Raw genomic sequence first — 18,802 nt, 5'->3', positions numbered from 1 at the left:
TACAAATCTGGGCGAACAATTACGAGGTACGCACTACGCATTACGCTCTACAAAGCCATAGTGCGTAGTGCGTACTTCTTGCCAGAGTTTGGCACAAGAAAGAGCGCACCCGTGCAGGCGCGCTCTTTCTTGTGCTTGCGGAAAGGCGCTACAGCCCCAGCGCGCTGCGCAGCCGCCCGAAGAAGCCTTCGTCCTGCTGGCCGCCGATCTGCTCGGGCTCCATGGTGCGCTCAAGCTCCTGGAACAGGCGGCGCTGCTGTTCGTTCAGGCGCGTTGGCACCACCACCCGCGCCACAACGATCTGGTCGCCGCGGCCATTGCCGCGCAGGAAGGGAACGCCCTTCTTGGCAATGCGGAAGGTCGCGCCGTTCTGCGTGCCGGGCGGCACCCGCAGCCGCTCCTCGCCATCAACCGTAGGAACATCCAGATCGGCGCCGAGCGCGGCCTGCGCGATATTCAGCGGCAGCTCCAGCAGGATGTCGTTGCCCTCGCGCACGAAGAACTCGTGCGGCTGGACATCGAGCGCCACATACAGGTTGCCGTGCGGGCCGCCGCGCGGGCCGGCCTCGCCCTCGCCAGTGATGCGAATCTGCGACGCGCCATCGACGCCGGCCGGCACCTTCACCTTGAGCGAGCGCGGCTGGCGAATGCGCCCGTCGCCACGGCACTCCTTGCAGGGGATGGCGATCACCGTGCCTTCGCCGCGACACTGGTCGCAGGTCATTACCGTCACCATGTTGAAGATCGGGGCGCGCTGGCGCACCTCGCCCAGGCCGCCGCACTTTGGGCAGCGCACCGGCTCGGTGCCGGGCTCGGCGCCGCTGCCGTGGCAGGTTGGGCAGCCTTCCAGCCGCCGAAACTCGATCTCTTTTTCCACGCCGAAAATCGCTTCTTCAAAGCTGATCGGCATGGTGTAGCGCAAATCGGCACCGCGCTGCGGGCCGCGCTGGCCCTGGCGCTGGCCGGCCGCCCCGCCGAAAAATGCCTCGAAGATGCTGCCAAAGGCGTCGGCCCCACCGCCGCTGAACGGGTCGAAACCCGGCTGGCCGCTCATGCCGCTGTGCCCGAAACGGTCGTACATCGCGCGCTTCTCAGGATCCGAGAGCACCTCGTTGGCCTCGTTGATCTCTTTGAACATCGCGTCGGCGCCGGCTTCGCGGTTGATGTCGGGGTGATACTGCCGGGCCAGTCGGCGAAATGCCTTTTTGATCTCGTCTTGCGAGGCTCCCCGCGCTACACCCAGGACCTCGTAGTAGTCACGCTTTGCCGCCATATATTCCTCAGTGTTGAGTTTTGAGTTTGAGTTTTGAGGTATGAGCGACCAAAGTCGGTAACTCATACCTCAGCACTTAAAACTCAAAACTAATCGGTTTTGTATTCGCCCTCGACCACGTCCTCATCATCCGGAGATGCGCTGCCGTCGTCGCTGTTCTGGTACATCGCCTGGCCCACCTGCTGCAGCGCAACATTCAGCTCGGCGATGCGATTCTGCATCTCTGTGACGTCGTCATTCTCAAGCCTGTTGCGCAGCGCGCGAACTTTATCCTCGACATCGGTGCGCAGCGCGCCATCGACCTTGTCGCCCGCGTCGCGCAGGGTTTTCTCGGCCGTGTAGATCAGGCTGTCCGCCTGGTTGCGCGCGCCAATCAGCTCGCGGCGGCGCTTGTCGTCCTCGGCGTGGGCCTCGGCGTCCTGCACCATCTGCGAGATCTCGTCATCGCTCAGGCCCGACGACGCGGTGATCGTGATGTGCTGCTCCTTGCCGGTGGCCTTGTCTTTGGCATGCACGTTCAGAATGCCGTTGGCGTCGATGTCGAAGGTAACCTCGATCTGGGGCACACCGCGCGGCGCGGGCGGGATGCCGTCGAGCACGAACTTGCTGAGCGACTTGTTCAGCCGTGCCTCGGCGCGCTCGCCCTGCAGCACATGCACCTCGACGCTGTGCTGGCTGTCGCTGGCGGTTGAGAAGACCTGGCTCTTGCGCGTGGGAATGGTCGTGTTGCGCTCAATCAGCGGCGTCATCACGCCGCCCAGCGTCTCGATGCCCAGCGTCAGCGGCGTGACATCAAGCAGCAGCACGTCCTTCACGTCGCCGGCCAGCACGCCGGCCTGAATGGCCGCGCCAATCGCCACAACCTCGTCGGGGTTCACGCCCTTGTGCGGGTCGCGGTTGAAGTACTTGCGCACGGCTTCCTGCACCGCCGGCATGCGCGTCTGCCCGCCCACCAGAATGACTTCGTCGATGTCGTTCGGGCGCAGTCCGGCGTCGGCCAGGGCCTGCTTCACCGGCGCAATCGTCCGGTCGATCAGGTCGCCGGTGAGCTGTTCGAGCTTGGCGCGCGTCAGGTTGATGTTCAGGTGGCGCGGGCCGCTCGAGTCGGCGGTGATGAACGGCAGGTTGACCTCGGTCTGCAGCACGGTCGAAAGCTCCATCTTGGCTTTCTCACCAGCCTCTTTCAGGCGCTGCAGCGCGGTGCGGTCGCTGCGCAGGTCGATCCCGGTTTCGCGCTTGAACTCGCTCGCCAGCCAGTCGATGATCCGCTGGTCGAAGTCGTCGCCGCCGAGGTGGGTGTCGCCATTGGTAGCTTTGACCTCGAACACGCCATCGCCCAGCTCAAGGATCGAAATGTCGAAGGTGCCGCCGCCCAGGTCGTAGACGGCGATCGTCTCGTCTTTGCCCTGCTTGTCGAGGCCGTAGGCCAGCGCCGAGGCGGTTGGCTCGTTGATGATGCGCAGCACTTCCAGCCCGGCGATCTTGCCCGCGTCCTTGGTGGCCTGGCGCTGGGTGTCGTTGAAGTAGGCCGGCACGGTGATCACGGCCTGCGTGACGGTTTCGCCCAGGTAGGCTTCGGCGTCGGCCTTGAGCTTCTGCAGCACCATGGCCGAAACTTCCTGCGGCGAGTGCTCGTTGCCGCTGAGCAGCACGCGCACGTCGCCATTCGGCGCGCTGGCGAGCTTGTAGGGAATCAGGTCGCGGTCGCGCTGGACGACCGGGTCGTTCAGCTTGCGGCCCATGAAACGCTTCACCGAGAAGATCGTGTTCTCGGGGTTGGTGACGGCCTGGCGCTTGGCAACCTGGCCAACCAGCCGCTCACCCGATTTATTGACCGACACCACCGACGGCGTCAGGCGGTTGCCCTCGGCGTTCGAGATCACAACTGGCTCGCCGCCTTCCATCACCGCGACCACCGAGTTCGTCGTTCCGAGGTCGATGCCGATTACTTTGCCCATTACATACTCCTAAACGGTTGAAACGTTACACGTTGCAGGTTTCAGGGTGCATAGACACGGCAACCTGGAACCTGCAAACATTCAACCTGAAACTTATTCCTGCCCGACCTTGACCATCGACGGCCGCAGCACGCGCTCGCGCTGCATGTAGCCCTTCTGCAGCTCGGCCACGACCTTGCCGCCCTGCCCTTCGCCCGCGGCTTCGTAGATCACGGCTTCGTGGAAGTTCGGGTCGAAATCCGCGCCGACCGCGGCGATTGGCGTGACGCCCTCGCTGTCGAGGACGGTTTGCAGCTTCTGCGGGATGAGCTTGAAGCCGCTGTACCACTGCGAGGCGTAGACCTCGGGCGTGACGCTGTTCATGGCGCGCTCAAGGTCGTCGACCACCGGCAGCAGCTTGAGGATCAGGCCCGCGCTGGCGCCGCGAATCAGGTCGGCGCGCTCCTGGTCGGTGCGGCGCTTGAAGTTCTTATAGTCGGCCACGGCGCGCAGCCACTGATCTTTGTACTCGGCGGCTTCTTTTTCCAGCTGGGCGACGCGGGCCTGCAGGGCTTCGGCATCGGCGCTGGCGGTGTTGGGGGCTTCGTCGGTCACGGGTGCTCCTGTTGCGTTTGTCTCATTCTTCGATGTATCGGTCATGATCAATATCCTCCAGTTGGGTGTTTTGAACTTCGGCTGTTCTCGCCGACACACAAGCGCAAATTCATCCACAGATTTCACAGATGCCGCAGATTGTTGTTTGCTTTTGCGAGACGTATCTGCGTAATCGGCGTAATCTGTGGATTAAATCGTGTTTCCTGACATTGCGCTAGGCGCGGTTGCTCTCGCCGCCATACATATTGTTCAGCATGTCGCTCATAACGGTTGAGATATAGCGCACCGTCGAGATCGTGCGCGGGTAGGCCATGCGCGTCGGGCCAATCACGCCCAGAATGCCCACCACTTCGTCGGCCACGCCATAGCGCGACAGCACCACGCTGTATTCGCGCATTTCGTCGCGGCTGTGCTCGCCGCCAATGATCACCTGCACGCCATTGCTGGCGAGCACGCGCGGGATGAGCGGGCCAAGGCCCTTGCCGCTTTGCAGCATTTCGAGCACCTGGCGCACACGGGCCACCTGCGCGAACTCGGGCTGGTTGAGCATTTCGATCAGGCCGTTGCTGTAGAACTGGCTGTTGAGCTGGTCTTCGAGCTGGCCCATCGCTTTGACGATCAGGTCAAGCACGAGCAGCTCCATATCGTCGAGCTGGGGTGCTTCGGCGCTGCGCTCGCCCTGCAGCGTTTCTTCGATGCGCGCAATTGGCGCGTCGTGGCAGCGGTCGTTCAGCTTGCCCGCGCTGCGGCTCAGTTCTTCCTGCGGGCGCGCGGTTTCGAGCGTGAAGCTTTGCTGGCGAATCGTGCCGTCGTGCAGCACCAGCACCAGCAGCACCGTCGTGTCGTGAATGGCGATCAGCTCAAGGTGCTTGAAACGCGCCTGATAGGCACGCGGTGCCGTCACCACCGAAGCGTTCTGGGCTGTGCGCGCCAGCACCGCGCCGGCAAGCTGAATCCACTGGTCGAGCTCGGAGCGCACCTGGTAGAACTGATGGCGGATGGTGCGCTGCTCGGTGGCCGAGAGCGGCGTCCGATCCATCAGGTTTTCGACGTAGTAGCGGTAGCCCGCGTCGGTGGGGGCGCGCCCTGCCGAGGTGTGCCAGTGCGTCAGGTAGCCCAGATCTTCCAGCGCAGCCAGCTCGTTGCGGATGGTTGCCGACGAGTAGGTCAGCGCGTATTTGCGCACCAGCAGCTCCGAGGCGACGGGCGTGGATGTTTCGATAAACTCTTGAATCACCAGCTTCAGAATGAGCTGGCGACGTTCTGTCATTTCGGCGGCCATAGCAGCAAACCTGGATGCTGTTCAGCGTTTCACAGTTTAGCACTCAGGCACCCCGAGTGCTAAGAGCTGAGCCTAAATGATTGGCGTGCCCAATTGCACGCCGATCGCCCGCCATTTTACCACGAAATTTTGAGAACTACAATGCCTTTTTTGTCATTCAGCATAAACTCTGAGTCATATGCGCTCAACTTTGGGCAGAGGTTTCTGCCATCGCCAGCGCGCGCAGCGCCGTCTCCAGCGCGTCGATGGCGCGCAGGTACTCGTCCACTTCGACATGCTCCTCGGGCGTGTGGTCGAGCGTGGAGTCGCCCGGCCCATAGGCCAGAATCGGGCAGCGCCACGCCGGGCCAACCACGTTCATGTCGGCGGTGCCGGTTTTGAGCAGAAAGCCGGGCGTGCCACCGGACGCGCGCACCCCGCGCAGCATGGCGCGCACCAGCGGGTTGTTTTTGTCGCCCTGGTAGGCTTCGCAGCCGCCACGGAAGGACAACTCTCCGCCCTGGGCGAACTCGCGCAGCGTGGCGGCCAGCGCATCGGGCGCGATGCCGGGCGGCAAGCGCAAGCCGACAGTTAGTTCGGCCCAGTCGGTCAGGCCATCGCTGCCGTTCTGGATCGTGCGAATCGAAGGAATCAGCTGGTCGAACAGGCGCGTTTTGCCGGCGTTATGCTCGGCGCAGTAGGCCGCGACCGCATTCCAGAAGGCGACCGCCCGCTCGGCCACGGCGATCTCGCGCCCGGCCGTGTGGGCCATTGGCTGCTCCCAGCGCCCTTCCGCCAGCAGCCGCCCCTTGTAGCCGAGCGTCAGCCGATCCCAGCCGCTTGGCTCGCCAATAATGCAGGCCGTGGGCGCGTGCCTGTCCACAATGTAGTGCGCGCCTTTCGACGAGGCGGCTTCTTCCTCGACCGCGCCAACCAGCACCAGCCGCGCGCGAAGCGGCGCGCCAGCCAGCCGGGCGGCGGCGGCCACAAACGTGGCGAATGGTCCCTTGGCATCGACCGCGCCGCGCCCGTAGAGCTTGCCGTCTTCCACGCGCACGGGAATGTCGCCCGGCACGGTGTCGATGTGACCGAGCAGCACAATCTCGGGGCCTTCGCCCAGCGCGCCCACGGCGTTGCCCGCCGCATCGACGTGCGCCGCAAAGCCAAGCGCCTGCATCTGCGCGACAAAATACTCGGCGACGGCGCGCTCCTCGCCGGAGATGCTGGGGATTTGCAGCGCGCCCGCCAGAAATTCGACCGGGTTGAAATCGGGGTGGGTCATGCCTTCCTCTTTATGTGTTGCAGGTTTGCAGGTTTACAGGTTACAGGTTGTCTTGGGCGACGAACGACGACAGACGAATGACGAACGAAATGTTTCACCACGGAGGCACAGAGACACGGAGATTTGAGGTTGCACATTTGAGTGTTGCAATGTAGCGGAACTCAGCATTCAACATTCAACACTCAAAATTTCCCCGCTGGCTACGCCAGCACCTCGCCTATCGCCGCCACCACGCGATCCAGCTCGTCGTACTCGATCACCAGCGGCGGGAGCAGGCGCAGCACATTCGGGCCGGCGGGCAGCGCCAGCACGCCGCGCTCCATCAGCGCCGTCAGGAAGGGCTGCACGCGCTCCTTTAGCTCCAAACCAATCAGCAGTCCCATGCCGCGCACCTCGCGCACGCGCGCCAGTTTCAGCCCGCGCAGATGCTCGATCACATATGCGCCCTTGGCGGCGGCTTGCCCGGGCAGGTCGCGCTCGGTCAGCTCGCGCAGGGCGGCGCGCGCGGCGGCGCACACCAGCGGCCCGCCGCCAAAGGTGCTGCCGTGGCTGGCGGGCGGCATCGGGCCAAAGCGCTCGTGGAAGGCGACCGCGCCCATCGGCAGGCCGCCCGCAATCGACTTCGCCAGCGCCATGATGTCGGGCGTGATGCCGTAGATCTGGCTGGCCCACATCGCCCCAACGCGGCCAAAGCCGGTTTGCACTTCGTCCACAATCAGCAGCGCGCCGCGCTCGCGACAGATCTGCGCCACGCCGGCCACATAGTCGGCGCTGGCTGGCCGCACGCCACCCTCGCCCTGCACCAGCTCAATCAGCACCGCAGCCGTCTGGTCGGTCACGGCAGCGTCGAGCGCGGCCAGCTTGTCGTAGGGCACGTGCGCGAAGCCGTCGATCAGGGGCAGAAACGGCTCGCGGTACTTCGGCTCCCAGGTGGCCGAAAGCGCGCCCATGGTGCGGCCGTGAAAGCCGCGCACCGTGGCGACCACGCCCAGGCGGCCGGTCAGCAGTCGCGCCAGCTTCAGCGCGCCCTCAATCGCCTCGGCACCCGAGTTGCACAGAAATGCGCGATCCAGGCCGGCCGGCAGCGCGGCGACTAATTCGTTCAGGTAGGCGGCGCGCCGGTCGTTGTGAAAGATTTCGGGGCAGCTAATCAGCGTGCCGGCCTGCTCGCGGATGGCGGCCACCACCGCCGGGTTCGCGTGGCCCAGGTTGGCCGCGCCCTGCCCACCCACGCAATCGATATACTCGCGCCCGTCGGCGTCCCACAGCCGCGCGCCTTCGCCGCGCACAATCGCCAGCGGGCGCTTGGGGTAGACTCCGCTGGTGTGCGCGCTTTCGGCGGCGATGATGTCGGCGTTGCCGAGCTGAATAGTCATAGATATTCCTCCTGTTGCCTGCGGCTGCCTGTAATTCACCAGTTACCTAGCTTGCGTCATTTGCCTTCGGCAGAGCGGTACTCGTTCTTTTCTTTGTGTCATATTTTTCGCGCATAGCGCGAAAAATATGACACAATTTGATCGAAAATACCTTGCTGCCGCAGGCAAAAAAAGTATGGCATTGAGACCCAAAATCGCACGAGCCGGCTCGCTTGAACGATACTAAATGCAAGAAGTGAATCAATCCTCCTGCGTGCGCGGCGTGGGCGCGGCCACGGCTGGGCGCAGCTCGGGCGGCAGGTGGGCAACGCTGGGCGCGCCAAACAACAGCTCGCGCGCAGAATTGCGGTATACTTTCAGCACCGATGCGTTGGGGATCTGGAAGCCCGAGATAAAGCCGCGATACGCGCGCATCTGCTGGGCATCGAGCGTGGTTGGGCGGGCGAAGTGCAACCAGAGCAGTGTGCGCGTAAATAGCCCGTGCCCAACAAACAGTGCGAATTCGGCAGGAACTTCGCGTAGCTGCTGGCGAAATGCGTCGGCGCGGGCGATCAGCTGCACAAACGACTCCGCGCCCTCGCCGTCGACGTACTCGGGGTCGCAGCGCTCCCAGTAGGCCGCCACCAGCGGGCGGCGCTGCGCGGGCGTGGTGCCTTCGCGGTTCGCGTCCGAAAGGGCCGCGCACTCGTGAATGGCCCATTCTTCAACTCGCGCGGCCGGGAAGCGTTCGCGCAGCGGCGCGGCTGTCTCCTGAGCGCGGCGGTAGCCCGACACGGCGATCAAGTCGGGCGCGCGCGTGACGCTGGCGGGGAGCGCCTGCGCCTGCGCGTGGCCGCGCGGCGTGAGGCCGATTGCGGCGGTGAGCCCGGTGCTCAGCCCGGCGTTCGATTCGCTTTCGCCGTGGCGAATCAACCAGAATTCGGTCATTGCTGTTTCCCAAACATCCTACTATTTCAACGAAGTACTTTCCCGGCTGCCCTTTGGCCCACTGGTAAAGGATACGGAATGCTCGCTGAAGAACTGCCCCTGCTGGCCCAGCTCATTCGCGGCCAGCGCCAGGCTGCGCTCGCTACCACCCACAACGGCGCGCCAGCCGTGTCGATGGTCGCCTACGCGCCCGAGCCCGGTTTCGCCGGCATGCTGCTGCACCTCAGCCGGCTGGCCGCGCACACCGCCGACCTGCTGGCCGCGCCAGAGGCCGCGCTGCTGATTGCCGAGCCCGACGACGGGCGCGACGATGTGCAGACCCTGGCGCGCATCAGCCTTGCCGGCGCGGCCCGGCCGCTCGACCCCGCCGGCAGCGAGTATGCGGCCGCGCGGGCGTGCTACCTGGCGCGCCTGCCCGCCGCCGAGATGCTGTTCAGCTTTCCCGATTTCCTCCTGTTTCGCTTCACGCCACGCGAGGCGCGCTATGTCGGTGGCTTCGCGCGCGCCTACACGCTCACGCCTGCGCAGCTTCGCCAGGCGTCCGAAGCCTCTGTGAAAGCCGATACAATGGAGCCGTAGAATTTTCTGCCACAGAGAGCACCGAGAGATTGGTAATATCGCCCGATACAATTCTTTTGCCAATTGCGCTATTGCATGCATGTCGAAAGGATGTGTCGCTTGAACGACCAGCTCACGGAACACGTTATCGGTGCGGCGATTGAGGTTCATCGTTTGCTTGGCCCTGGTTTGCTCGAATCCATCTATGAAGAAGCGCTCTGCGTCGAGCTTCAGCTGCGCGGCATTGCATTCGAGCGCCAGGTGAATATCGACGTTCTGTACAAAGGTCATATCATCAAAGGTCAGCGGCTCGACCTGTTAGTAGAGGGCCAGGTCGTTGTCGAGTTGAAATCACAGGCGAAATCGCCCGAAACTGCCATCGCGCAAGTGCTGTCGTATCTCAAAGCAACCGGGATGCGGCGTGGCTTGCTCATAAACTTTGGGCTGCCACGCCTGTGCGATGGCCTCAAGCGCATTTCGCTCTAATCTCCGTGTACTCTGTGCCCTCTGTGGCTTATTACGCATGAAACTGTTTTCCTCGTTGCGCCACCGCTCGTTTGCGCTGCTGTGGAGCGGCCAAACCATCTCAAGCCTGGGCGACAGCCTGTACCGCGTGGCGCTGGCCTGGTGGGTGCTCGAAAAAACCGGCTCGGCCACCGCGATGGGCACCGTGCTGATCTTCTCCATGACCCCCATGCTGATCTTCCTGCTCCTGGGCGGCGTCGCCGTCGACCGCCTGCCGCGCATCCGCCTGATGCTCGGCTCCGACGCGCTGCGCGGCATTGTGTCGGGCGCGGTGGCAGCCATGGCCTTTGCAAATGTGCTCGAAGTCTGGCATATCTATGTCGCAAGCATTCTGTTTGGCTTTGTCGACGCATTCTTCCAGCCCGCCTACGTGGCAACCGTCCCCGAAATTACGCCGCGCGAGTCGCTCAACAGCGCCAACGCGCTCACCAGCCTGAGCCGCCAGCTCACCGGCACCGTCGGCCCGGCCATCGGCGCGACAATTGTGGCGCTGGGTGGAACGCCGCTGGCATTTGCGTTAGATTCGGCCTCGTTCTTTCTTTCGGCGCTGTGCCTTTTGCCCATTCCGCCACTGGCTCCGCCGCGTGCTGACGCGCCAGCCACCGAACGCCGAAGCATTGTGCGCGACCTGCGCGAAGGCATGCAGGCCGTGCTGGCGAACCCCTGGCTGTGGGTCACCATTACGCTGGCCGCGCTGGGCAATGTCACCTCGGGCGGCCCGCTGGCCGTGGCGCTGCCCTTCCTGATCAAGAACACGCTCAACGCCAATGTTGGGCTGCTGGGCCTTTCCGGCTCGCTGATCTCGCTCGGGCAGGTGCTCGGCTCGATCTGGCTTGGGCGCATCGCGCGGCTGCGGCGGCGTGGCCTGATCGCGTATGGCGGGCTGCTCGCCAGTGGCGTTGCCGTGCTGCTGTACGTGCTGCCGGGCGGCATTCCGGGCATCGCCGTCGGCGCGCTGATCTTTGGCGCGAGCCTGGCCGCCTTTGGCCTGATTTGGACCAGCACGCTGCAAGAAATGGTGCCAAGCGCGCTCCTCGGTCGCGTGTCGAGCATCGACTACCTCGGCTCGTTTGTGCTCCTGCCGATTGGCTACGGCCTGGCCGGCTGGGCCACCGACCTCGTCGGCGCGCCGCTGGTCTTTATCGTTGGTGGCATTGGCACCGTTGTGCTGGCGCTGCTTGGCCTCGCGCACCCGGCGATTCGCGGCCTCGACTGAATAGGACCGAGGACGAATGACGAAGGAAAAATGTTGAATGTTGAGTGCTGAGTTTTGAGTTTGCAATCGGCAGCGAGTGAGCACAACCAAGAATCGCAGAACCACCTGAGGGTCTAGGGTTTGGGGTTTTGGGATTAGGCTTGCAACTGGCTACTACTATGGAGGGGCGAACCTCGTGCTCGCCTCTGCCACCAACGTGCAACCTGCAAACCTGCAACTTTCAACCCTCCGCGCCCTTCGCGCTCTTTGCGGTTTGTTCTTCCAGCTGGCAGTCGGCAGTATGCAGCGCGCGAACGTGCAACCTGCAAACCTGCAACTTTCAACCCTCCGCGCCCTTCGCGCTCTTTGCGGTTTGTTCTTCCAGCTGGCAGTCGGCAGTCGGCAGTATGCAGCGCGCGAACGTGCAACCTGCAAACCTGCAACTTTCAACCCTTTGCGCCCTTCGCGCTCTTTGCGGTTTGTTCTTCCAGCTGGCAGTCGGCAGTATGCAGCGCGCGAACGTGCAACCTGCAAACCTGCAACTTTCAACCCTTTGCGCCCTTCGCGCTCTTTGCGGTTTGTTCTTCCAGTTGGCAGTCGGCAGTCGGCACTATGCAGCGCGCGAACGTGCAACCTGCAAACCTGCACCTTTCAACCCTCCGCGCTCTTTGCGCTCTTTGCGGTTTGTTCTTCCAGTTGGCAGTCGGCAGTCGGCAGTATGCAGCGCGCGAACGTGCAACCTGCAAACCTGCACCTTTCAACCCTCCGCGCTCTTTGCGCTCTTTGCGGTTTGTTCTTTCGTTCGTCGTTCGTCGCCCGCAACAACCTGCAACGTGCAAACGTTCAACCTGCTAACCGTGTCACTCAATCACCGTGCCCGCGCCGCCTAGCGCCCGCGTGATCGGCTGAGCCACGCGCGCGTCGCCCAGAATGACGCGGCCGACCCCGCCCTGGAGCGCTTCGGCCGCGCCCAGCACCTTTTTCTTCATGCGGCCCTGCGCCACGCCCGCGTAGTCATCGATTGCGGCGCGCGGGATGCGCGTAATCAGGCTCGTTTCGTCGGGGAAGTTGCGCAGCAGGCCCGGCACATTCGAGAGCAGCAGCAATGTGCTCGCGTTCAGGCCCTCGGCCACGGCGGCGGCGGCGCGGTCGCCATCGACATTCACAGCATCGCCCTGCGCGCTGGCCGCAATTGGCGCGACCACCGGCAGGTAGCCCGCGTCGAGCAGCAGGCGCAGCAGGCCGGCGTTGGTGCGCTCAATCGTGCCAGTCCAGTCGTCGCGCAAAATCTTCTGCTTGCCATCCTCGATGATTCGGATGGCGGCCTTGCGCTGGCCTTCCAGCACGCGGCCATCCAGGCCGGCCAGGCCCACGGCGTTGATCCCCAGGCGCTGCAAACGCTCGACTAATAACTTGTTGACCTTGCCCGCCACCGCCATCACGAAAATCTCCAGCGTGGCGCGGTCGGTGTAGCGGCTGGTGTAGCCCGAGGGCGAGGTCACAAAGCGCGGCGGGTGGCCAAGCTGCTCGGCGAGCTTGTTGGTTTCGTCCGAGCCGCCGTGCACCAGCACCAGGCGCTGGCCGGCTCGCCACAGCTCGGCAATATCGGCGCACAGCGCGTCGTAGTCCATGCCTGCGCCGCCGCCCACCTTGACAACAATCATTGATAAGTTCTCCTTATTTGGCTTGCGAAGTTGCGCTGTGCTGCTTTCGATACGTGCCGTTTTTGCCTGCGGCAGCAAGGTATTTATCTTTTATCTCTGGTAATTCGCACAAAGTGCGAATTACCAGAGCCATGGCTTTATATGCAATTTCGCGCACAGCGCGAAATTGCATATAAACATAATGGATTATTCCTTGCTGCCGCAGGCGAACAAGACGACGCTTGCAGGTGCGTGCCTGCTTCGTGGAATAGCGAAAAGAAATTCATTGATACAAGGCAATGCCTGCCAGCGCGGCCAGCAGCACCACGCCAATCACCGGCACGCGGCGGGTCGCGCCCAGCGCCAGCGCGCACGCCGCCAGCAGAAAGCTGCGCGGCTCGAAGCCCGCCGTGCGCATGATGCCATACAGCACCACCAGAAAAATGCCTGCCACTGCCAGGCTCAGGCCGCGCACAAAGCCGCGCATGGCCGGGTGGTCGCCGGCACGCTGGTAGAAGCCCGCAATCGCCAGCACCACCAGCGGCGGCACCACCACCGCGATTAGCGCCAGCACCGCGCCGCGCAGCCCGTCGATCAGGTAGCCCAGGCTGATCACCCACAGACCGGTTGGGCCGGGGCTGACCTGCCCAATCGCCAGCGCCTCGGCAAACTGGTGGTCGGTCGCCCAGCCACGCGCCAGCAGATCCTGGTGCAGAATGGGCAGGTTCCCGCTGCCGGTAGTCGAAAACAGCGACGCTTTCAGCAGCAGCCAGAAAAAAACAAGCACATTCATAGCGCGCGCTCGGTTCGGGCGGCCCACCACCACTGCACAAGCGCGCAGATCAGGCCCGCGCCCCACAGCACCGCCAGCACCGACAGGCCGCCCAGCGCCACGCCCAGCCCGCTGCCCAGAAACAGCGCCACGCTCAGCGCCAGGCTGGCGCGGCTTTCGCTCAGGCTGGCGCGCAGCAGCGGCATCACCAGCGTGTAGCTGAGCAGCAAGCCCAGCCCGACAGTGGCTGGCACCACGCCGTGCAAGGCCGATTGCACCAGCGGCACCTGCCGCACGCCTGTGTAGGCGGCGGTGAGCGCGACGGTGATTGGCACGCTCGGCAGGAGCAGACCAGCGAGCGCCAGCGCAATGCCCAGCGCGCCCGCCACGCGCCAGCCGATCAGGATCGTCATACCGATCAGGTTGACTCCCGGCGCGATCTGGCAGATGCCCCAGTCGCGCAGAAATTCCTGGTCGGTCAGCCAGCCGTGCCGCTCGACCGCCGTACGGCGAATGAGGTAGAGCGTGGCCGCGCCGCCGCCAAACGATTGAATTCCGATGTTGAACCAGGCGCGCAGAAAGCCCCAGTGCGTGTAGGCCGGGTGGCTGGCTGCCGCAGAATGTTCCGCCATTCCTTCTCTCTTCTCTCCAAGTGTGCCCGCCAGGAATTGTAACTCCTTCTCAATCTGGCCACGCTGCGCTCGCCGCCACGGGCACTGTTTCATCAATCGGCGCATAAAACATGCCCACCAGCTCCATCGCGTCCTGGTGCGAAATGCCGTTCTGCTTGATGCTGTAGCAGCGAATCAGTTGCGCGATCAGCTCGTCAATCGCGGATTCGGTGAGCGGCTGGCTGGCGTCGAAATCTTCCAGGTCGTCGAGGCCATGCATATGCGCGCGCAGCTCTGGCTCGGGCCGCAGCGCCAGCCCCGAGCGCTCGCGCCAGTAGCGCACATTGCTCTTTCCACAGCCAAAACAGGCCAACACTGGCGTGCGCAGCGGCATGTCGTAGGGCGGCAGCGCGCCGGCATAGGCACTGTTGCCCTGGTCGATCGCGTCCTGCCCATCCATCCCTTCGGTCTGCGCCAGCAGAAAGGCGCGCATGGTCGTGTCGGCGTGCACGCCCGAGCCGTCGAACTCGGTGTTGGCCGAGAAGGGGCTGCGGTCGAACACAAAGCCGGTGCGCGCCATGATACGGTAGAAAAAGGCATCCATGTCGCGGTAGCGGTTGACGAACAGCTCGCCGCTGGGCAGGGTGCCGAGCTTTTCGCGCATGGCCTGGCGGATCTGCGGCATTTTGCGCGGGTACAGCACAATCAGGCGGCGGTAGATCGATTCGAGCAGCGAGCTGAGGCCGATGGTGCCGTTGCGCTCGCCAATGCCCAAAATCGAGAAATCGGGCAGCATGGTGATTCCCAGGCGCATACACAGCATGAGCGTGTCCACATAGGTGCGGTCGGCGTTGCCGATGTCGTTGTGGATGTGGCATTCGAGGAACTGAAACGGCAGCCCGACGCGCCGCAGCACTGCGATGCGGTCGCCCAGCTCGCGCAGGGTCGAAAGGCCGACCGTGTCGGGGATGCCGATGCCCTCGACCTGCACGCCCGCCGCGTCGAGCGCGCCGGCCAGGTGCGTGTAGAAGGCTTCGTAGTCGTCGAGCGTAGTGCGAAAGGCGTCTTCGGTGCTGATGCGCACGCTGCTAAAGCCCAGGCCGCGCGCGAACACAATGCTCCGGGCGGCAGTCGCGGCGATCTGCTCGATGGTTTTGCGCGCCGTGGCCTGCTTGATCTTGCTGGTGCCGATGTACAGGTGCACGCGGCGGAAGCCGGCCTCCCAGGCGGCACGAATGTCGCCTTCGACGCAGCGGGCGTGGGCGGCAAACTCAATCGCCAGCCCGGCCGCGCGCGCCTCGGCAAGAAGCGTGTGGTTGAGCGCCTGGCCGTAGCGGTTGGCCGGGTAGGCCGGCAGCTCGACCACGCCCACGCCCAGCGAGTCCATATACGCAATGCACTGGCGCGCTTCGTCGGCGCTGAGGTGGAAGCCTTGCAGCGTGCCGTCGATCCGCTCGCCCACGGCCTGAAGCGACTCGCGGATGCTAAAGACGCCAAAGCCCAGCCCTTTCAGGTAATCGAACAGCGCGAACAGCTCGCTGGCCTCGTGGTAGCGCTCCTGCGCCGGGTTTTCGCCGGCCAGAAAGGGCGGGGCGCTGGTTCGTTGATCCGCGCTATTTCCAGCGTTCAATGCCATCTCCTCGATCGTGTCATAGGTGCTTTTCCATCATCACAAAGGTCGGCACGCTGTAGCCGGGGTGGCTGCGCTCTTCGGCGATCTGGTAGCCCAGGCGCGTGTACATGGCGATCAGGTGCGGCAGCGCCACGCGCACGCCCAGCTCGATGCGGCCGAGGCCCAGCGCCCGCGCGCGCTGCTCGACATGCGCAACCAGCGCCGCGCCAATGCCCTGGCCGCGCTGCGCCGGCAGCACCGACAGCCGGCCCATGTAGGCGTACTCGCCGCGCGGGCTGAAGTAGACCGCGCCAACCGGCACGTCATCGCGCAGCGCCAGCACCGTCACGCCTTCGCGGAGCTTGGCGCGCACCTTCTCGGGCGTCTCGTCGCGCACGCTCGACGGCGGGTCGAGCAGCCCTTCGTATTCGCCAAACGCCGCCTGTGTGATCGCGACAATCGCCGGAATGTCGCCTTCGGTGGCGTCACGCAGCGTGATGTCGGTCATTGTTCCCTCTAGTTGCAGGTTGTGACGACGAAGGTTACCAAACCACGAAGACACGAAGACACGAAGGTTTGAAGTTGCAGGTGTGCAGGCTTGATCTCAAAACCTCTGCGCTCTTTGCGCCTTTGCGGTTCAGTCTTCTGGTCCTTCGTCGGTCGTCAGTCGTCGGCCATCGCTTTGCCCCAAAACCTCCGTGCCTCTGTGCCTCAGTGGTGAATCTTCCGTTCGTCGGTCGTCGCTACTCAGGACGCGAGCTTTTGCCAGTCGCCAACCTGCAACCTTCTAACATGCAACGTGTTAACTCGCGATCATACCGGGTGCAGGCCGGGGAAGCCCAGCCCGGCGCGCTCGTCGAAGCCGCACATCAGGTTCATGCACTGCACGGCGGTGCCGGCCGCGCCCTTCATCAGATTGTCGAGCGCGCAGATGCTGACCACCCGCCCGCTCGCCTCGTCCAGCGCAAAACCCACTTCGGCGAAGTTGCTGCCGGCCAGGATTTTCGGCTCGGGCAGGCGGTAGTTGCCCTGCCGCTCGCGCACGATTCGCACAAAGGGCTCGCTGTTGTAGGCCGAGCGATACGCGCGCCACAGGTCTTTTTCCGCTACCGCGCTAGCTGGGAATATGTGGGCGGTCGCCAGTGCGCCGCGCACCAGCTCGACGCTGGTGATCGACAGGTGCACGCGCTCCAGCCCGGTGGCCTGCAGCACCTCGGCGGTGTGGCGGTGGCCCACCGGCGCGAACGAGCGCACTGCGTGGCTGCGCTCGGGGTGGTGCGACGAGTCGCCGCTCGATGCGCCGCCCTCGCTCGACCCGACCTTCACTTCTACCACAACATCGCGCGCGGAATCGAGCAGGCCGGCGCGCACCAGCGGCAAGAGCGCCAGATTGGTGGCGGTGGCATTGCAGCCCACGCCGCTGACGTAGCTGGCCGCCTGAATCGCGGCGCGGTTCAGCTCGGGCAGGCCGTAGGTGAACTTCTCCAGCCAGGACGGCGCAGGGTGCGGCGCGCCATACCAGCGCTCGTAGGCGGCCGGGTCGCGCAGGCGGAAATCGGCCGAGCAATCGACGATGCGTGGCGCGAGCGCGGCAAACTGCTCGATCCGGCTGGCCGCCTCGCCGTGCGGCAGCGCCAGAAACAGCACGTCGCACGGCTCGACCTTGCTCATTGGCACGTACTGCAGGGCCGTGTGGCCGCGCAGGTTCGGGTGGGTGCTGGTGAAGGGCTTGCCGGCCAGCCGCTCGGACGTGACCTGCGCCAGCTCGACCTCGGGGTGAAACAGCAGCAGCCGCGCCAGCTCGCCGCCCACATAGCCCGAAGCCCCGATGATGGATGCTCGAATGGTCATAAAGCCTCAAATTTTTTCACCACAGAGGCACAGAGTTCACGGAGTGAGAGAGAAAAATCCAAATCTCTGCGCTCTCTGTGTCTCTGTGGTTTACTTTTCCCCGCGCCCGACGGCTTCAACATAATCGATCACGCGCGCGGGGATGTTCACGCCGGTGGTGTCGATGCTGTTGCGGAACTCCATGGTGTAGTTCACTTCGTTGATCGTCAGGTGGCCATCCTCGGTCTCGAACACGTCGATCGCCACCACGCCGCCGCCAACCGCGTGCGCCGCGCCCACGCATACATCCGCCAGCGCGGGCGTAACCGGGCAGTTGGTGGCCTGGCCGCCGCGCGCGGTATTGGTGATCCAGTGCGCGCTGCTGCGGTAAATTGCGCAGATGCACTCGTCGCCAATCACAAAGGCGCGGATGTCGCGGCCCCTGGCCTTGGGCACATACTCCTGGATGTAGAAAATCGAATGGTGGTACGACCCAAGCACCTCTTTATGCTCCAGCAGCGCCTCGGCGGCCTCGCGGTCGTTGACTTTGGCGATCAGGCGGCCCCACGAGCCAATCGCCGGCTTCAGCACCACCGGGTAGCCCATTTCCTCAATCGCCCGCAGCGCCGACTCGGGCGTGAAGGCCATGAGCGTGCGCGGCGTTGGCACGCCGTGCTTGATCAGCGCCTGCGTGGTTTTGAACTTGTCGCCGCACACATCCGCCACCGCCGCCGTATTCACCGTCGGCACGCCCGCGTCGTTCAGCGCCTTGAGCGCGTAGAGCGCGCGCGAGTGGTGGATGCTGCGCTCCAGCACCACGTCGTAGGGGTAGGTGCCTTGGTTCAGGTGAAAGATCACCTCGTCGTCGTTGATCCGCACATAGTCGAGCCCGCGCCGGTCCATCTCCTGCAGCAGCAGCTTTTCCTCGACCCGGATGCGCGAGCAGAGCACGCCGATTTTCATTCTGTACACTCCGTGTAATGGGCGAAGCATTCGCCGGTGTTGATGTCAGGTGTTTGTCGGGCGAATGCTTCGCCCTTACGCGTGATCTACTCGCCCCAGTCTTCACCGACTTCGGGGGCCAGCGCCAGCTCGGGCGGGTTGACGCTCACGACTTCCAGCTCGGCCGCGCAGTCGGGGCAGGTGATGATCTCGCCTTCGACGGTGCCGGCGGCCAGGGTGATCTCGGCGTCGCATTCGGGGCATGTGGCGTTCATTGGTTTGCTCCTCTATTGGGCGAAGCGCGCTGCTCCGCCGTTACGATGTTGGGGCGCAGCAGCCTGAAACTGCTCCGCTTGAGAAAGGCTGGTGCTGCTGCTGCGCCCTTACAGTGGCTGGGGCGCGTGCTTCGCCCTTACAGTGGCTGGGGCGCGTGCTTCGCCCTT

18 protein-coding genes are annotated in these 18,802 nt (G+C 64.2%); 3 read left to right on the top strand and 15 right to left on the bottom strand.

Going from position 1 to position 18,802, the window contains the following annotated elements; translation table 11 throughout:
* Positions 1-148: 148 nt before the first annotated feature.
* From dnaJ to M1P90_RS16945, 7 genes are all read right to left on the bottom strand, one after another.
* Positions 149-1,273 (bottom strand): molecular chaperone DnaJ, encoded by a 1,125-nt coding sequence (gene dnaJ, locus M1P90_RS16975; RefSeq protein ID WP_483704321.1) that lies wholly within the window; start codon positions 1,271-1,273, stop codon positions 149-151.
* Positions 1,274-1,362: 89 nt separating this feature from the next.
* Complete coding sequence (gene dnaK / locus M1P90_RS16970) at positions 1,363-3,231, bottom strand: molecular chaperone DnaK (protein ID WP_483704319.1); 1,869 nt, start codon at positions 3,229-3,231, stop codon at positions 1,363-1,365.
* A 93-nt stretch (positions 3,232-3,324) separates the two neighbouring features.
* The gene (gene grpE / locus M1P90_RS16965) at positions 3,325-3,870 is read right to left on the bottom strand and encodes a nucleotide exchange factor GrpE (RefSeq protein WP_483704317.1); all 546 of its coding nucleotides are present in this window, start codon (positions 3,868-3,870) and stop codon (positions 3,325-3,327) included.
* A 169-nt stretch (positions 3,871-4,039) separates the two neighbouring features.
* A complete protein-coding gene (hrcA, locus tag M1P90_RS16960; RefSeq protein ID WP_483704315.1) occupies positions 4,040-5,107 on the bottom strand; it encodes a heat-inducible transcriptional repressor HrcA in 1,068 nt (355 codons plus the stop codon).
* 184 nt (positions 5,108-5,291) lie between these two features.
* The gene (locus M1P90_RS16955) at positions 5,292-6,368 is read right to left on the bottom strand and encodes a [LysW]-lysine hydrolase (RefSeq protein ID WP_483704313.1); all 1,077 of its coding nucleotides are present in this window, start codon (positions 6,366-6,368) and stop codon (positions 5,292-5,294) included.
* Positions 6,369-6,568: 200 nt separating this feature from the next.
* Positions 6,569-7,744: an aspartate aminotransferase family protein gene (locus tag M1P90_RS16950; protein WP_483704311.1), complete on the bottom strand. Its 1,176-nt coding sequence runs from the start codon at positions 7,742-7,744 to the stop codon at positions 6,569-6,571.
* A gap of 240 nt (positions 7,745-7,984) precedes the next feature.
* The gene (locus tag M1P90_RS16945; RefSeq protein WP_483704309.1) at positions 7,985-8,671 is read right to left on the bottom strand and encodes a histidine phosphatase family protein; all 687 of its coding nucleotides are present in this window, start codon (positions 8,669-8,671) and stop codon (positions 7,985-7,987) included.
* A gap of 78 nt (positions 8,672-8,749) precedes the next feature.
* On the opposite strand from M1P90_RS16945, the gene M1P90_RS16940 reads away from it, so the two are divergent.
* The 3 genes from M1P90_RS16940 (at position 8,750) to M1P90_RS16930 (ending at position 10,970) form a co-directional block, all read left to right on the top strand.
* Positions 8,750-9,250: a HugZ family protein gene (locus M1P90_RS16940; RefSeq protein ID WP_483704307.1), complete on the top strand. Its 501-nt coding sequence runs from the start codon at positions 8,750-8,752 to the stop codon at positions 9,248-9,250.
* Positions 9,251-9,349: 99 nt separating this feature from the next.
* Entirely contained in the window at positions 9,350-9,715 is a 366-nt protein-coding gene (locus M1P90_RS16935; protein WP_483704305.1) for a GxxExxY protein, read from the top strand.
* A gap of 37 nt (positions 9,716-9,752) precedes the next feature.
* Positions 9,753-10,970: an MFS transporter gene (locus M1P90_RS16930; RefSeq protein ID WP_483704303.1), complete on the top strand. Its 1,218-nt coding sequence runs from the start codon at positions 9,753-9,755 to the stop codon at positions 10,968-10,970.
* Positions 10,971-11,809: 839 nt separating this feature from the next.
* On the opposite strand, the gene M1P90_RS16925 is transcribed toward M1P90_RS16930, so the two are convergent.
* The 8 genes from M1P90_RS16925 to lysW form a co-directional block, all read right to left on the bottom strand.
* On the bottom strand, positions 11,810-12,613 hold the full coding sequence (locus M1P90_RS16925; protein ID WP_483704301.1) for a [LysW]-aminoadipate kinase: 804 nt from the start codon (positions 12,611-12,613) through the stop codon (positions 11,810-11,812).
* Between the two features lie 262 nt (positions 12,614-12,875).
* Positions 12,876-13,385 carry a chromate transporter gene (locus tag M1P90_RS16920; RefSeq protein ID WP_483704299.1) on the bottom strand — a complete coding sequence of 170 codons (510 nt, stop codon included), beginning with the start codon at positions 13,383-13,385 and terminating at the stop codon, positions 12,876-12,878.
* Positions 13,382-13,996 carry a chromate transporter gene (locus M1P90_RS16915; protein WP_483704297.1) on the bottom strand — a complete coding sequence of 205 codons (615 nt, stop codon included), beginning with the start codon at positions 13,994-13,996 and terminating at the stop codon, positions 13,382-13,384. The genes M1P90_RS16920 and M1P90_RS16915 overlap by 4 nt, the downstream gene beginning before the upstream one ends.
* Positions 13,997-14,045: 49 nt before the next feature.
* Complete coding sequence (locus M1P90_RS16910) at positions 14,046-15,605, bottom strand: beta/alpha barrel domain-containing protein (protein WP_483704295.1); 1,560 nt, start codon at positions 15,603-15,605, stop codon at positions 14,046-14,048.
* Positions 15,606-15,624: 19 nt separating this feature from the next.
* Positions 15,625-16,095 (bottom strand): GNAT family N-acetyltransferase, encoded by a 471-nt coding sequence (locus tag M1P90_RS16905; RefSeq protein WP_483704293.1) that lies wholly within the window; start codon positions 16,093-16,095, stop codon positions 15,625-15,627.
* Positions 16,096-16,400: 305 nt separating this feature from the next.
* Entirely contained in the window at positions 16,401-17,438 is a 1,038-nt protein-coding gene (gene argC / locus M1P90_RS16900; protein ID WP_483704291.1) for an N-acetyl-gamma-glutamyl-phosphate reductase, read from the bottom strand.
* 90 nt (positions 17,439-17,528) lie between these two features.
* Entirely contained in the window at positions 17,529-18,380 is an 852-nt protein-coding gene (lysX, locus tag M1P90_RS16895) for a lysine biosynthesis protein LysX (protein WP_483704289.1), read from the bottom strand.
* An 86-nt stretch (positions 18,381-18,466) separates the two neighbouring features.
* Positions 18,467-18,634: a lysine biosynthesis protein LysW gene (lysW, locus tag M1P90_RS16890; RefSeq protein ID WP_483704287.1), complete on the bottom strand. Its 168-nt coding sequence runs from the start codon at positions 18,632-18,634 to the stop codon at positions 18,467-18,469.
* Between the last annotated feature and the right edge of the window lie 168 nt (positions 18,635-18,802).

Source organism: Kouleothrix sp. 19917 (assembly GCF_057073505.1).
Note: the sequence above shows the minus strand (reverse complement) of the source record. Positions and strands in the feature narration are given on the sequence as shown.